Source organism: Limnospira platensis NIES-39 (genome assembly GCF_026000695.1).
In the GTDB taxonomy this organism is placed as follows: Bacteria; Cyanobacteriota; Cyanobacteriia; order Cyanobacteriales; family Microcoleaceae; genus Limnospira; species Limnospira platensis.
In genome coordinates this window covers 6,541,738-6,559,251 of sequence record NZ_AP026945.1, presented here as the reverse complement: position 1 = coordinate 6,559,251, position 17,514 = coordinate 6,541,738, and the positions used below count along the sequence as shown (strand labels likewise).

Genomic DNA, 17,514 nt, shown 5'->3' with positions numbered 1-17,514 from the left:
TACAAGGTTTTTCGCTGTTATCTGCCATCCTACCTCCTATAAAACCCATGGAAAAAACTGCCGAGTTTTGGGGTTTTATGGAGGTTTGTATATGTCTAATTTACCGTCTCATCGGAACATAAATTCCACGTCATAAGGAGTTTGAGCCAGGCCTACTGGATAAACCCGCAAGTAATAATCTCCCGCATCTAAATTTTGGGCGATTATGTCTGTGTTATTGCCACCTTGATTAGAACTATCAATCATCCTGCCGTCACTATTCAATAGCTCTAAATCGGCATTTTGCCTCATGCCGTCCAGCAGAATAGTAAGACTTTGGGGCTCGTTGAGGGTAAATCTGTAGTAGTCGTTAAGGTCACGAACTCCGTCTTCGGTAAAGCCAATTCGGTCTCTGGGAGTTTTGAAATTACTATCCAAGATACCCAAGTCCGTGGCAGTTTCCAGGGTGCCGTCGGGGTCTTCTCCGGTAATTGGATCTACGATCGGTCTTTCTGGCGGTTTCGGCTCTGTAGGTACGGCATTCATTTTCAGGAAATAGTTGGTTCGGGCTGCACCTACTGGGAAGACTTGCACTTGGTAGTCCCCAGCTTCCAATTCCCCGTTGAGAAATTCATCAGCACGGCCGGGGTTGAAACCACTCATAACCATCTTACCGTCGCTGTCGAACACGGCAACATTAGCATTCATCCTGAGTTCGTCTAGGGTGAGCGTAAGCCGACTATCAACACCTAGGCTAAAGTTGTATTCGTCCCTGCTGTTACGAACACCCCCATCAGTAAAACCAATGCTATCTGAGATTTTGAACTCCCCATTTCTCCGGTCATCTAAAGAACCGACTTCTGTGGTTTCCACACCATCAATCTCTATAACTTTAGAATTGATTGCCAGTCGATACCGAGTCTCGGCATTACCTACCGGTACCACTCGCAGGTGGTAATTACCAGACTCTAGGACTTCGGCGATGTTTTCTGGTGTACGTCCGCGCTCCTCGGAAACTGCAATGCGTCGGCCTCTTCTGGAGTCTGGGTCGAAAAAGCCTTGATATAGTTCTAGGTTGATGTTTTGATTGAATTGGTCTAGGGTGACGTTAATATCGCTGGAGTCATTCAGGGTAAAGTTATAAACATCTAACTCGTTGCGAACTCCGCTCCCTGCCTGACCCACATTGTCAAAATTGCTGTAGGACTCACCCAAAGCATTTATGTCTATGATATCCACCGGGGAAATAGGCTCCTCGGCGCTGAGACTCAGCCGATAGTCAGTATTACCACTACCAGTGGCAAATACTCTGACATAATAATCTCCCGGGTCGAAGATGTCGTTAATTTTTCGGGCGTTCCTACCATCCCTTTCTGACTTATGAATAAGCTCACCGTCGCTGTTGTAAATCTCGACATTGGCGGCATTAACTCGCAGTTCATCAACGACCAAATCCACGTTTTTCTCAGCACTGATGCTGAATTTGAACCAGTCCTCTTGGTCTCGGAAGCGATCGCCTATTAATAAGCCTACATTGTTTTTCTCATTAATCGGTCTGACTCCCAACTCCCCTAGGTCTTTGGCAGCTCCCAAAGTAGGATAGTCGCTTTGATTTATCTGAGCCTCTAGTTCCAATCGGTAGTCAGTTCTGTCCCTGCCTTGAGCCCCTACCACTAGGGCATAGTCTCCTACCTCTAGGAAATTGCTGATGGTTCTGGGTCGATTACCCGGAGCTCTAACCCTTTCTAACAGAGAGCCTAGTTGTTTTGGTCTACTGGGATCATACTCGTGTAAAAGTAAATTGGCTCCCGCCTTTAGCTCATCCATCTGAGCATAAAACGAAGCATCTTGGCTCATTTCAAAGGTGTAGAAGTCCCTTTGGTTGCGCTGACTTCCTATGCCAAAGCCGATATCCTGAACGATGACAAACGGTTCCTCTTTGCCGATTAAATCCCCAAGTTGAGTACCTGGTAATTCTTCCGGTGGCAGCACTTCGTCGGCCTTCAACTCTAGCCGATATTTAGTTCTGGCAGCGACATGGGGAAATACCCGCACCACATAATCGCCAGCTTTAAAAATACCATTAATGCTGTCTTCCTGTCGCCCAGGATTCATCGATTGAAAGAGAACCGTTTCCCCATCTGCATCTAAGATTTCAATGTTGGCATTCTGTGTCAGTTGGTCTAGGTTGATGCTGACATCGCTATCCTTATTTAAGCTAAAGTTGAAAAAATCATTAACGTCCCGTGCATCACCACGAACAAAACCAATTTTGTCGTTTATTACTACTGGTTCTGACATACTGTCAAGAACTCCCAGGCTTCTACCCGGAGCTTTGTCGTCCTCTTCTATGGGTTTTGGTGCTGCACTTAGGCTTAACCGATAGTCCGTTTGGGCTCGCCCTACTGCCAGAACTCGGACAAAATAATCACCCGGCTCTAAGTTTTCATTAATCGTTTCTGCTTGCCTACCCGGGTTGTTAGACCGAAATAGCACCGAACCGTCGCTATCTAAGATTTGGACGTTAGCATTAGCTTCTAAATTATCCAGGGTGAGGTTAAACTCGCTTTCCTCATCGATGGTAAATTTGTAGTAGTCATCGCGTTCTCGTTTGCCATCTTGTCTAAAACCGATTCTATCATTGGTCTCTTTCGGTTCTAGTTCAATGACACCCAGATTTAACGCATCTTCGATGGTGTCGTAAGCCATAATATTTTCTGAATTCTCCCTAATGTTGACAATAAACCCCCCTGTGGCTCCACCGCACTGGGAAGCCCGACTGGGCGGCACAATCTTCAATTTTAGGAACCACTAAAGGCCCCAGCAATTACCCTTGATTCGGGGATCAACTGTGCCTGTGGTTTCGTAGAGAATAGGGCTAAGACTTCTTAGGATTGTGAAGGAGTTATAGGACATTCTCAGTTGATATCCTTATCGTAACACCTTCATCAGAAATGTCAATTTTTTTTTATAAAGATTTTGTAAAGATTTTCTCACAACCTAATTTTAGGCTCAAATCATGAGTGGCTTCATATTGATTAAATGTGTAACAGGCTTTTTTATAACTAATCATTTCCAGTATTTTTATGGGTTATTGCGGTTTTATCCTCACTACGAATCCCCCGAATTCCCCACCCAGTATGGGATGAGGAGAAATCATAAATTAGTCGCCACTTTTTTACAAAAAGTTACAATAACTCAGCACTACCAGATATTTCCCCGCCGGGTTTTCGGTATCTGTAGCATCACTACCAAAAAACCCATTTTTTTTCCTTGACAAATTCCCCGACTTGACTTATTATTAAATAATCGAAATCCGTGCCGACATATATAATGGGTTTCACCCCCCACCCCCTTGGCAGCCAGGGTAGTAGGTGGTGGTGAGTAGGTGGGGTGAAAAGCAACTAAACCAAGTTAATGCTCAATCTGTATTCAGTGCGAGCCGCCAGGTGGGGAACTACCCGCACATAATAAGTTCCCGGTTCAAGATTTCGGGCGGTAATAATTTCCCGCTGATTACCAGGATTTCTGGATTGATCAATTATTTCCTCTGTACTACCCAATAATTGCAGGTTGGCATTTTCAAATAGTTCATCTAGGATAATTCGGACAGTACCTTCACGATTGAGGTTAAAGCGGTAAGAGTCCTCGGTATTGCGATCGCCTCCTTCCGTAAAACCAATTTCGTCATTGATCACAATGGGTTCTCCGGTGAGTCTACCCAGGTTTACCGCATTAGAGGAGCGATCGTCATCGATAATAGTTCCGGTAGCACGCCGCCGTCCTAATTGGGCATTTTCAGGTCTACTGAGGTTCACCGTAAAGGTTTCATCGGGTTCTACCTCAGTATCTCCAAACACCGGAACATTAATAACTTGGCGGGTTTGACCGGGGCGAAATATCAGCCTTCCCGTCGTGCGTCGATAATCTTCCCCAGCCGTAGCCGTACCATCAGCGGTAGCATAATTAACCACTACCCTCTCCGGGCTAGGGTTATCTAATGTCACCACAAAACGAGCATTAGTGCGACCAGTATCTCCTTCTATGATTTCCGTGTCTCTGATAGAGATTTGGGGGAAATCATCATTCAGGATAGTTCCCGTAGCTTGTCGCCGTCCTAATTCGGCATTTTGAGGCCTACTGAGAATTACCCTAAAGGTTTCATCAGGTTCTATTTTAGTATCCCCAAACACCGGAACATTAATAACTTGGCGGGTTTGACCGGGGCGAAATATCAGCCTTCCCGTGGTGCGTCGATAATCTTCCCCAGCCGTAGCCGTACCATCAGCCGTATCATAATTAACCACTACCCTCTCCGGGCTAGGGTTATCTAATGTCACCACAAAACGAGCATTAGTGCGATCGCGATCGCCTTCTTTTATCTGGGTGTCTCTGATAGAGATTTGGGGGAAATCATCATTCAGGATAGTTCCCGTAGCTTGTCGCCGTCCTAATTCGGCATTTTGAGGCCTACTGAGAATTACCCTAAAGGTTTCATCAGGTTCTACTTTAGTATCCCCAAACACCGGAACATTAATAACTTGGCGGGTTTGACCGGGGCGAAATATCAGCCTTCCCGTGGTGCGTCGATAATCTTCCCCAGCCATAGCCGTACCATCAGCCGTATCATAATTAACCACTACCCTCTCCGGGCTAGGGTTATCTAATGTCACCACAAAACGAGCATTAGTGCGACCAGTATCTCCTTCTTTTAGCTGGGTGTCTCTGATGGTAATTTGGGGTAAATCCTCATCCTCATCAACAATTAACTTGCTGATCAAGGCATTCCATTCGTCACCACTATTGGTTTGTCCATCTAGGTTGAAGGAAGTTATCCCCCCCACATAAATCGACCCATCACTACCCGTGGTCAGGGCATAAGCCACATCATCCTCACCGCTTCCCAGCAGGCGCGTCCAGTCCTTACTGCCATCAGGCTGATACTTAGTGATAAAGGCATCCCATTCGCCACCACTATTGGTGTGCCCATCTAGGTTGCCGGAAGTCCAGCCCCCCACATAAATCGACCCATCCCTACCCGTGGTCAAACCAAAAGCCCCGTCACTCCCAGGGGTTCCCAACAGGCGCGTCCAGCTTTTAGTGCCATCAGGCTGATACTTGGTGATAAAGGCATCATAGCCACCACTATTCGCGTGTCCATCTAAGTTGCCCCCAGTATAGCCCGCCACATAAATCGACCCATCCCTACCAGTGGTCAGGGCATGAGCCTGGTCAGTCTCACTGGTTCCCAACAGGCGCGTCCAGTCCTTACTGCCATCAGGCTGATACTTAGTGACAAAGGCATCCCTACCACCACTATTGATTTGTCCATCTAGGTTGCCTTCAGTCCAGCCCGCCACATAAATCGACCCATCCCTACCGGTGGTCAGGGCAACAGCCTCGTCAATCTCACTGGTTCCCCATAGGCGCGTCCAGACTTTAGTATCATCAGGGCGGTACTTAGTGATAAAGGCATCATAGTTGCCGCTATTGGTTTGTCCACCTAGGTCGCCTTCAGTCCTACCCGCCACATAAATCGACCCATCACTACCCGTAGTCAGGGCCAGAGCCTCGTCATTCTCACTGGTTCCCAACAGGCGCGTCCAGTCCTTACTGCCATTGGGTTGGTACTTAGTGACAAAGGCATCCCATTCGCCGCTATTGGGGTGTCCATCTAGGAAGTTCCAAGTCAAGCCCGCCACATAAATCGACCCATCACTACCGGTGGTCAGGGCACGAGCTTCGTTCCAATGACTGGTTCCCAACAGGCGCGTCCAGTCCTTACTGCCATCAGGTTGGTACTTAGTGATAAAGGCATCCCGCTCACTACTATTGGTTTGTCCATCTAGGTTTCCCTCAGTCCAGCCCGCCATATAAATCGACCCATCACTACCGGTGGTTAGAGCCCACGCCCGGTCAGTCTTACCACTTCCCAGCAGGTCTGTCCAGGCGAACTCTGGCGACCCTGACATCTGTACTGCTACCTGTTCTCCCCCTACCCAGATGAAACCCCAATCATCCTGATTCCTTAACCCGGTGATATCTGCTTCACTCAACGCTTCCCCATTCACCAGGCGCATAAATAACTCACCCTCATCTCCTGGGGAGTCGATTTCGTTGAGCTGGGAATCTATATAATGCCCGAATTCCTCGGTTATCACATCCACCAGTTTCTCACTGTGAATTACCCCCTCCGATAAATACACCGTACCCGTCACCGAGTCAAAAGCACCATCAGCACCATTCATAGACCTGGCTGAAAGAACTTTGAGATTTGGTGTTTCTCCCTGACTCAAAGCCTCAATAATAGTTGCTCCTAATTCCACATCCGTAGATGCACCGAAAGCGGTTTGTAAATCCCCCTGAAAATTCGCTGAGGCGACAAACTCAGTTAATTGTTGGTTAACTTGAGTTAATGCCGCCTCGATTTGGGCTGCTGCTGTTAGTGGATTTACGGACCCATCACCGCTGAATCCCAGTGGGGGTAAGGGATTGGGATAATCCGACGGTTCCGGCATTATGGCCGCTAATATTTCCCTGGTATTTTCCATAATATTTCACCTGGTAGATGGGCCGACATCGCAAACCTATCAAATAGTATCTGGCCTCACATTCCCCCGCAACTACCATTCTATTGTCTCCACCAGATGATGTCAACCCCCTGGCCACCCCAGGCGATCGCACTTCCAAAATCCCCCTTTTTCACAGCAAAAAAAACCCACTTTTACCCCTTGACAAATCCCCGAACTTGACTTACCATTAAAGAATGGGAATCCGTGCCGACATATATTATATAAAGGTTTTCACCCCCCACCCCAATTTCTGGAAAGGGTTGGTGGTGAGGAGGTGAGGTTAAAAACCCCACCCCACATCATTTCACTAAATCAAGTTAATGCTTAATCTATATGGAGTGCGTGCCGCCAGGTGGGGAAATACCCGCACATAATAAGTTCCCGGTTCGAGTTTTCGTTGGGTGATAATTTCCCGCTGAATACCAGGGTTTCTGGATTGATTAATTATGTCCCCTGTACTACCCAAAAATTGCAGGTTAGCATTTTGAAATAGGTCATCCAAGACCACTTGAACAGTCCCTTCACGATTGAGGTGAAAACGGTAATAGTCCTCGGTATTGCGATCGCCTCCTTCCGTAAAACCAATTTCGTCAGTCCTGACAATTTCTCCGGTGAGTCTACCCAGGTTTTCCGCAGAAGAGAAGCGATCGTCCGGTGGTTCAGGTTGTTGATTATTATTCCCCGGTTTGGTATCATCATTCAGAATAGTTCCGGTAGCACGTCGCCTTCCTAATTCGGCATTTTGAGGTCTACTGAGGTTGACGGTAAAGGTTTCATCGGGTTCTACTTTAGTATCTCCAAACACGGGAACATTAATAAATTGGCGGGTTTGACCGGGTTGAAATATCAGCCTTCCCGTCGTGCTTTGATAGTCTCGGTCTCTGACGGTAGCGGTACCGTCAGCGGTAGCATAATCAACCACTACCCTTTCGCTGCTAGGGTTATCTAATGTGACGACAAAACGAGCATTAGTGCGATCGCGATCGCCTTCTTTTAGCCGGGTGTCTGCGATGTTGATTTTCGGCAGATCCTCATCTATAATCTTCAGGGTGTACTCACCACGGGCGCTACCTTGGGGCCGAACGGCTACATAATAAGTGCCGGGGTCTAAATCTTGTTCGATTTTTTCGTCCCTTGTTCCTGGGTTGCGAGATTCAAACATCACGCTACCAGAACTATCTAGTAATTCCAGATTGATATTATCTCTCAGGTTTTCTAGGCCGATCGCCAGGGATTTGGCTTCGTTAAGCCGGAAGCCATAGTAGTCTACCTGGTCGCGACGGCTACCTGTGCCGAAACCTACTCTATCAATCTTACTGTAATCTTCAGTTAGCACTCCCAAATCATTGAACAAAGAAGAACCAGGTACAGGACCACCATCTGGGTCTACCGAGTCGGTTATCGCCATAATATCCAGGTTATAGACTGTTCTGGCATTACCCACGGGAACCACATCCAGATAATAGGTTCCGGCTCGGAGTTCTTGGCTAATCTGTTCTGCTTGGTTGCCGGGATTGGTTGAGTCAAACAACAGACTACCGTTGGTCTCTTTTAGCTGAATATCGGCATTTCCTCGCAGTCCGGTTAGGGAAATATCAACTTCAGCTTCACTCTCAAGAGTGAACTCATAGCGATCGGTGGCGTTACGAATACCGCTTTCAGCAAAACCAATGCGATCGCTGTTGGTGTAACCCTCCTCTAGGGACAACAGGTCACCCACATCGAACTTATCAAGCGCGTAGATGATACCAGTATTGATACTTAGTCGGTATTCGCTGCGAGCATTGCCATTGGGGAATACTTGCACATAGTAAACACCAGCATCTAAGAAATCGCTAATATTTTCGTTAGCACGACCCTTTTTATCTGCTGTTTGCAGAACGGTTTTACCATCACCGTCGTACAAACGCATATCGATGTTCTGACGCAAGCCAGTCAGGTTGATATCAACAAAACCATCTTTAGTTAGTTCAAAGCGTACCCAGTCTCGTTCGTCCCGACCGGAACGACCCAGAGTGAAACCTACACTGTTCCGAATCGAAGGGATGTCATCCCCTGGAACAACCTTACCGAAATCGAGAGCCTCTTCTGGAGTGGCATAGTCATCAATTTCAGCAATAGCTGCCGTGATACCCAACCTGTAGTTACTCCGGGCGTTGCCCACCGGGGTAACTTTTACATAGTAGGTTCCCGCTTCGAGTCCTTCTAGTTCAATTTTTTCAGCTTGGCGACCTGGGTTTGTACCCCGCTCTACTAAATCGCCGTCTTCATCGTAAATGTATACATTAAGATTCGCTCTCAGTCGGTCTAGGGTCAAGTTAACATCGCTATCTACTGGCAGGGTGAAATTGTACCAGTCTTGAGTGTCCCGTCGCCGACCTGTACCGGAACCAACATTGCCAGTTTGGTTAACAGGGGTAGCTTGAGTAACTGGCCCCAAAGTGATACCAGGTTTGCTGTCGTCGTCTTCGATGATGCTAGGGTTAGCACTCATACCCAGGCGATATGGGGTTCTGGCGTTACCTACGGGGAACACCCGCACCACATAATCGCCAGCTTCTAAATCCGTGCTAATTTTTTCAGCCTGGCGACCTGGGTTAGTGGACTGTTCGAGAATAGTTTCGCCATCTGCGTCTAGGAGTTGGACGTTAGCATTAGCCCTGAGGTCGTCCAGGGTCAGTAAGAATTCGCTATTTTCCGCGATACTAAATTTGAAGAAGTCTTGTGTGTCTCGGCTTTTACCCCGACCAAAGCCAATTCGGTCAACTTCGCTGACTCCTTCTGGTCCGATATTACCTAGGTTTTGGGCTGTAGCGATGGTGTCTTTGCCTTCTCCCATTGCTAAGGCTTCTGCACTTACCCCCAAGCGATAGCTAGTGCGATCGCTCCTGCCATTGGGAAAAACTCGGATATAGTAATCCCCTGCACCTAAGTTTTCCGTAATCTCTTCCGGGCGGCGACCCGGTTCAGTAGACCGGAATATTACCGTGCTACCATCCCCGTCCAAAATCTCAACGTTAGCATTGGCTCGCAGTTGGTCAAGAGTCAGGTTAACCTCGCTATCCTCGCTGATGCTGAACTTATAAAAATCTTGTGAGTTCAACACACCTTCTTCACGAAAGCCAATGCGATCGCTAATCACCCTTCCTTGAGATGTGATGACACCCATATTTAAGGCATCTCTCATAGTGTTGTGAGCCATCTGTACTGCTACCGGTTCTCCCTCTACCCAGATTAACCCCCAATCATCCTGATTCCTTAACCCCGTGATATCAGCTTCACTCAACGCTTCCCCATTCACTAGGCGCATAAATAACTCACCCTCATCTCCTGGGGAGTCGATTTCGTTGAGCTGGGAGTCTATATAATGCCCAAATTCCTCCGTTATCACATCCACCAGTTTCTCACTGTGAATTATGGCATCCGATAAATACACCGTACCCGTCACCGAGTCAAAAGCCCCATCAGCACCATTCATAGACGCAGCCGAAAGAACTTTGAGATTTGGTGTTTCTCCCTGACTCAAAGCCTCAATAATAGTTGCTCCTAATTCCACATCCGTAGATGCACCGAAAGCTGTTTGTAAATCCCCCTGAAAATTCGCGGAGGCGACAAACTCAGTTAATTGTTGGTTAACCTGAGTTAATGCCGCCTCGATTTGGGCTGCTGCTGTTAGTGGATTTACGGACACATCACCGCTGAATCCCAATGGGGGTAGGGGATTCGGATAATCCGATGGTTCCGGGATTATCGCCACTAATATTTCCCTGGTATTTTCCATAATATTTCACCTGGTTTATTCTCATACATCGCAGAGCGCTGAGATGCTAGAGGCTGTAGGTAACGTAACATTTTCCCACCATGACCATTCTATGGTCGCTCACAGATGATGTCAACCCCCTGGCCACCCCAGGCGATCGCACTTCCAAAATCCCCCTTTTTCACAGCAAAAAAAACCCACTTTTACCCCTTGACAAATCCCCGAACTTGACTTACCATTAAAGAATGGGAATCCGTGCCGGCATATATATAAAGGTTTTCACCCCCCACCCCAATTTCTGGAAAGGGTTGGTGGTGAGGAGGTGAGGTTAAACACCCCACCCCACATCATTTCACTAAATCAAGTCAATGCTTAATCTATATGGAGTGCGAGCCCCCAGGTGGGGAAATACCCGCACATAATAAGTTCCCGGTTCGAGTTTTCGTTGGGTGATAATTTCGGGATCAGTACCAGGGTTTCTGGATTGATTAATTATGTCCCCTGTACTACCCAAAAATTGCAGGTTAGCATTTTGAAATAGGTCATCCAAGACCACTTGAACAGTACCTTCACGATTGAGGTGAAAGCGGTAATAGTCCTCGGTATTGCGATCGCCTCCTGATGCAAAACCAATGCGGTCAGTCCTGACAATTTCTCCGGTGAGTCTACCCAGGTTTTCCGCAGAAGAGAAGCGATCGTCATTGGGTGGTTTAGGTTGTGGGTTATTATTCCCAGGGACATCATCATTCAGAATAGTTCCGATAGCACGTCGCCTTCCTAATTCCGCATTTTGAGGTCTACTGAGGTTGACGGTAAAGGTTTCATCGGGTTCTACTTTAGTATCTCCAAACACCGGAACATTAATAACTTGGCGGGTTTGACCGGGTTGAAATATCAGCCTTCCCGCCGTGCGTCGATAGTCTCGGTCTCTGACGGTAGCGGTACCGTCAGCGGTAGCATAATTAACTGTTACCCTTTCGCTGCTAGGGTTATCTAATGTCACCACAAAACGAGCATTAGTCTGACCGCGATCGCCTTCTTTTAGCTGGGTATCTGCGATGGTAATTTGGGGCACTATAATATCATCATTCAGAATAGTTCCGGTAGCACGCCGCCTTCCTAATTCCGCATTTTGAGGGTTACTGAGGTTGACGGTAAAGGTTTCATCGGGTTCTACTTTAGTATCTCCAAACACGGGAACATTAATAACTTGGCGGGTTTGACCGGGTTGAAATATCAGCCTTCCCGCCGTGCGTCGATAGTCTCGGTCTCTGACGGTAGCGGTACCGTCAGCGGTAGCATAATTAACTGTTACCCTCTCCGGGCTAGGGTTATCTAATGTCACCACAAAACGAGCATTAGTGCGATCGCGATCGCCTTCTTTTAGCCGGGTGTCTGCGATGGTAATTTGGGGCACTATAATATCATCATTCAGAATAGTTCCGGTAGCACGCCGCCTTCCTAATTCCGCATTTTGAGGGTTACTGAGGTTGACGGTAAAGGTTTCATCGGGTTCTACTTTAGTATCTCCAAACACGGGAACATTAATAACTTGGCGGGTTTGACCGGGTTGAAATACCAGCCTTCCCGCCGTGCGTCGATAGTCTCGGTCTCTGACGGTAGCGGTACCGTCAGCGGTAGCATAATTAACTGTTACCCTTTCGCTGCTAGGGTTATCTAATGTGACGACAAAACGAGCATTAGTGCGATCGCGATCGCCTTCTTTTAGCTGGGTGTCTGCGATGGTAATTTGGGGTAAATCCTCATCCTCATCAACAATTAACTTGCTGATAAAGGCATCACTACCACCACTATTGGTTTGTCCATCTAGGTTGCCATAAGTATAGCCCGCCACATAAATCGACCCATCCCTACCGGTGGTCAGGGCATTAGCCCCGTCCGAACTACTGCTTCCCAGCAGGCGCGTCCAGTCTTTAGTACCATCAGGCTGATACTTAGTGATAAAGGCATCCAAGCCACCACTATTGGTTTGTCCATCTAGGTCGCCCGCAGTATAGCCCGCCACATAAATCGACCCATCCCTACCCGTGGTCAGGGCACGAGCCTCGTCCCAACTACTGGTTCCCAACAGGCGCGTCCAGGCTTTAGTACCATCAGGCTGGTACTTGGTGACAAAGGCATCATAGCTACCACTATTGGTTTGTCCATCTAGGTCGCCCAGAGTCATACCCGCCACATAAATCGACCCATCCCTACCCGTGGTTAGGGCACGAGCCCAGTCAGTCTCACTGGTTCCCAACAGGCGCGTCCAGGCTTTACTCCCATCAGGCTGGTACTTGGTGACAAAGGCATCCCAGCCACCACTATTGGTTTGTCCATCTAGGTCGCCCGCAGTATAGCCCGCCACATAAATCGACCCATCCCTACCCGTGGTCAGGGCACGAGCCTCGTCCCAACTACTGGTTCCCAACAGGCGCGTCCAGGCTTTAGTACCATCAGGCTGGTACTTGGTGACAAAGGCATCATAGCTACCACTATTGGTTTGTCCATCTAGGTCGCCCAGAGTCATACCCGCCACATAAATCGACCCATCACTACCGGTAGTCAGGGCATTAGCCCAGTCCCAACTACTGGTTCCCAACAGGCGCGTCCAGGCTTTAGTACCATCAGGCTGGTACTTGGTGACAAAGGCATCATAGCTACCACTATTGGTTTGTCCATCTAGGTCGCCCAGAGTCATACCCGCCACATAAATCGACCCATCACTACCCGTAGTCAGGGCCAGAGCCTCGTCATTCTCACTGGTTCCCAACAGGCGCGTCCAGGCTTTAGTGCCATTGGGCTGGTACTTGGTGACAAAGGCATCACTCCTACCACCACTATTGGTTTGTCCATCTAGGTTGCCCCTAGTATCGCCCGCCACATAAATAGACCCATCCCTACCGGTGGTCAGGGCACTAGCCCAGTCCCCCTCACTGATTCCCAACAGGCGCGTCCAGGCGAACTCTGGCGACGCGGACATCTGTACTGCTACCGGTTCTCCCTCTACCCAGATTAACCCCCAATCATCCTGATTCCTTAACCCCGTGATATCAGCTTCACTCAACGCTTCCCCATTCACCAGGCGCATAAATAACTCACCCTCATCTCCTGGGGAGTCGATTTCGTTGAGCTGGGAGTCTATATAATGCCCAAATTCCTCCGTTATCACATCCACCAGTTTCTCACTGTGAATTATGGCATCCGATAAATACACCGTACCCGTCACCGAGTCAAAAGCCCCATCAGCACCATTCATAGACGCAGCCGAAAGAACTTTGAGATTTGGTGTTTCTCCCTGACTCAAAGCCTCAATAATAGTTGCTCCTAATTCCACATCCGTAGATGCACCGAAAGCCGTTTGTAAATCCCCCTGAAAATTAGCTGAGGCGACAAACTCTGTTAATTGTTGGTTAACCTGAGTTAATGCCGCCTCGATTTGGGCTGCTGCTGTTAGTGGATTTACGGACACATCACCGCTGAATCCCAATGGGGGTAGGGGATTCGGATAATCCGATGGTTCCGGGATTATCGCCACTAATATTTCCCTGGTATTTTCCATAATATTTCACCTGGTTTATTCTCATACATCGCAGAGCCCTGAGATGCTAGAGGCTGTAGATCACATTTTCCCACCATGACCATTCTATGGTCGCTCACAGATGATGTCAACCCCCACAGCCCCCAGGCGATCGCACTTCCAAAATCCCCCTTTTTCACAGCCAAAAAAACCCACTTTTACCCCTTGACAAATCCCCCAACTTGACTTATCATTAAAGAATGGGAATCCGTGCCGGCATATATATAAAGGTTTTCACCCCCCACCCCAATTTCTGGAAAGGGTTGGTGGTGAGGAGGTGAGGTTAAACACCCCACCCCACATCATTTCACTAAATCAAGTCAATGCTTAATCTATATGGAGTGCGAGCCCCCAGGTGGGGAAATACCCGCACATAATAAGTTCCCGGTTCGAGTTTTCGTTGGGTGATAATTTCGGGATCAGTACCAGGGTTTCTGGATTGATTAATTATGTCCCCTGTACTACCCAAAAATTGCAGGTTAGCATTTTGAAATAGGTCATCCAAGACCACTTGAACAGTACCTTCACGATTGAGGTGAAAGCGGTAATAGTCCTCGGTATTGCGATCGCCTCCTGATGCAAAACCAATGCGGTCAGTCCTGACAATTTCTCCGGTGAGTCTACCCAGGTTTTCCGCAGAAGAGAAGCGATCGTCATTGGGTGGTTTAGGTTGTGGGTTATTATTCCCAGGGACATCATCATTCAGAATAGTTCCGGTAGCACGCCGCCTTCCTAATTCCGCATTTTGAGGGTTACTGAGGTTGACGGTAAAGGTTTCATCGGGTTCTACTTTAGTATCTCCAAACACGGGAACATTAATAAATTGGCGGGTTTGACCGGGTTGAAATATCAGCCTTCCCGCCGTGCGTCGATAGTCTCGGTCTCTGACGGTAGCGGTACCGTCAGCGGTAGCATAATTAACTGTTACCCTTTCGCTGCTAGGGTTATCTAATGTCACCACAAAACGAGCATTAGTCTGACCGCGATCGCCTTCTTTTAGCTGGGTGTCTCTGATAGAGATTTGGGGGACATCATCATTCAGAATAGTTCCGGTAGCACGCCGCCTTCCTAATTCCGCATTTTGAGGTCTACTCAGGTTCACGGTAAAGGTTTCATCGGGTTCTACTTTAGTATCTCCAAACACGGGAACATTAATAACTTGGCGGGTTTGACCGGGTTGAAATATCAGCCTTCCCGCCGTGCGTCGATAGTCTCGGTCTCTGACGGTAGCGGTACCGTCAGCGGTAGCATAATTAACTGTTACCCTCTCCGGGCTAGGGTTATCTAATGTCACCACAAAACGAGCATTAGTGCGATCGCGATCGCCTTCTTTTAGCCGGGTGTCTGCGATGGTAATTTGGGGCACTATAATATCATCATTCAGAATAGTTCCGGTAGCACGCCGCCTTCCTAATTCCGCATTTTGAGGGTTACTGAGGTTGACGGTAAAGGTTTCATCGGGTTCTACTTTAGTATCTCCAAACACGGGAACATTAATAACTTGGCGGGTTTGACCGGGTTGAAATACCAGCCTTCCCGCCGTGCGTCGATAGTCTCGGTCTCTGACGGTAGCGGTACCGTCAGCGGTAGCATAATTAACTGTTACCCTTTCGCTGCTAGGGTTATCTAATGTGACGACAAAACGAGCATTAGTGCGATCGCGATCGCCTTCTTTTAGCTGGGTGTCTGCGATGGTAATTTGGGGTAAATCCTCATCCTCATCAACAATTAACTTGCTGATAAAGGCATCACTACCACCACTATTGGTTTGTCCATCTAGGTTGCCATAAGTATAGCCCGCCACATAAATCGACCCATCCCTACCGGTGGTCAGGGCATTAGCCCCGTCCGAACTACTGCTTCCCAGCAGGCGCGTCCAGTCTTTAGTACCATCAGGCTGATACTTAGTGATAAAGGCATCCAAGCCACCACTATTGGTTTGTCCATCTAGGTCGCCCGCAGTATAGCCCGCCACATAAATCGACCCATCCCTACCCGTGGTCAGGGCACGAGCCTCGTCCCAACTACTGGTTCCCAACAGGCGCGTCCAGGCTTTAGTACCATCAGGCTGGTACTTGGTGACAAAGGCATCATAGCTACCACTATTGGTTTGTCCATCTAGGTCGCCCAGAGTCATACCCGCCACATAAATCGACCCATCCCTACCCGTGGTTAGGGCACGAGCCCAGTCAGTCTCACTGGTTCCCAACAGGCGCGTCCAGGCTTTACTCCCATCAGGCTGGTACTTGGTGACAAAGGCATCCCAGCCACCACTATTGGTTTGTCCATCTAGGTCGCCCGCAGTATAGCCCGCCACATAAATCGACCCATCCCTACCCGTGGTCAGGGCACGAGCCTCGTCCCAACTACTGGTTCCCAACAGGCGCGTCCAGGCTTTAGTACCATCAGGCTGGTACTTGGTGACAAAGGCATCATAGCTACCACTATTGGTTTGTCCATCTAGGTCGCCCAGAGTCATACCCGCCACATAAATCGACCCATCACTACCGGTAGTCAGGGCATTAGCCCAGTCCCAACTACTGGTTCCCAACAGGCGCGTCCAGGCTTTAGTACCATCAGGCTGGTACTTGGTGACAAAGGCATCATAGCTACCACTATTGGTTTGTCCATCTAGGTCGCCCAGAGTCATACCCGCCACATAAATCGACCCATCACTACCCGTAGTCAGGGCCAGAGCCTCGTCATTCTCACTGGTTCCCAACAGGCGCGTCCAGGCTTTAGTGCCATTGGGCTGGTACTTGGTGACAAAGGCATCACTCCTACCACCACTATTGGTTTGTCCATCTAGGTTGCCCCTAGTATCGCCCGCCACATAAATAGACCCATCCCTACCGGTGGTCAGGGCACTAGCCCAGTCCCCCTCACTGATTCCCAACAGGCGCGTCCAGGCGAACTCTGGCGACGCGGACATCTGTACTGCTACCGGTTCTCCCTCTACCCAGATTAACCCCCAATCATCCTGATTCCTTAACCCCGTGATATCAGCTTCACTCAACGCTTCCCCATTCACCAGGCGCATAAATAACTCACCCTCATCTCCTGGGGAGTCGATTTCGTTGAGCTGGGAGTCTATATAATGCCCAAATTCCTCCGTTATCACATCCACCAGTTTCTCACTGTGAATTATGGCATCCGATAAATACACCGTACCCGTCACCGAGTCAAAAGCCCCATCAGCACCATTCATAGACGCAGCCGAAAGAACTTTGAGATTTGGTGTTTCTCCCTGACTCAAAGCCTCAATAATAGTTGCTCCTAATTCCACATCCGTAGATGCACCGAAAGCCGTTTGTAAATCCCCCTGAAAATTAGCTGAGGCGACAAACTCTGTTAATTGTTGGTTAACCTGAGTTAATGCCGCCTCGATTTGGGCTGCTGCTGTTAGTGGATTTACGGACACATCACCGCTGAATCCCAATGGGGGTAGGGGATTCGGATAATCCGATGGTTCCGGGATTATCGCCACTAATATTTCCCTGGTATTTTCCATAATATTTCACCTGGTTTATTCTCATACATCGCAGAGCCCTGAGATGCTAGAGGCTGTAGATCACATTTTCCCACCATGACCATTCTATGGTCGCTCACAGATGATGTCAACC

5 protein-coding genes are annotated in these 17,514 nt (G+C 48.4%); all 5 read right to left on the bottom strand.

Annotated elements, in window-relative coordinates; all coding sequences use genetic code 11:
• Nucleotides 1-108 precede the first annotated feature (108 nt).
• Nucleotides 109-2,769, bottom strand: coding sequence for a PPC domain-containing protein (locus N39L_RS32090; RefSeq protein ID WP_231852051.1), 2,661 nt, complete (start codon nt 2,767-2,769; stop codon nt 109-111).
• Nucleotides 2,770-3,383: 614 nt separating this feature from the next.
• Entirely contained in the window at nt 3,384-6,530 is a 3,147-nt protein-coding gene (locus N39L_RS32085) for a Calx-beta domain-containing protein (protein WP_014277462.1), read from the bottom strand.
• 328 nt (nt 6,531-6,858) lie between these two features.
• Nucleotides 6,859-10,332: a pre-peptidase C-terminal domain-containing protein gene (locus tag N39L_RS32080; protein WP_014277461.1), complete on the bottom strand. Its 3,474-nt coding sequence runs from the start codon at nt 10,330-10,332 to the stop codon at nt 6,859-6,861.
• Nucleotides 10,333-10,666: 334 nt separating this feature from the next.
• On the bottom strand, nt 10,667-13,873 hold the full coding sequence (locus tag N39L_RS32075; protein ID WP_434221610.1) for a Calx-beta domain-containing protein: 3,207 nt from the start codon (nt 13,871-13,873) through the stop codon (nt 10,667-10,669).
• A gap of 328 nt (nt 13,874-14,201) precedes the next feature.
• The gene (locus N39L_RS32070) at nt 14,202-17,402 is read right to left on the bottom strand and encodes a Calx-beta domain-containing protein (protein WP_014277459.1); all 3,201 of its coding nucleotides are present in this window, start codon (nt 17,400-17,402) and stop codon (nt 14,202-14,204) included.
• Nucleotides 17,403-17,514 lie beyond the last annotated feature (112 nt).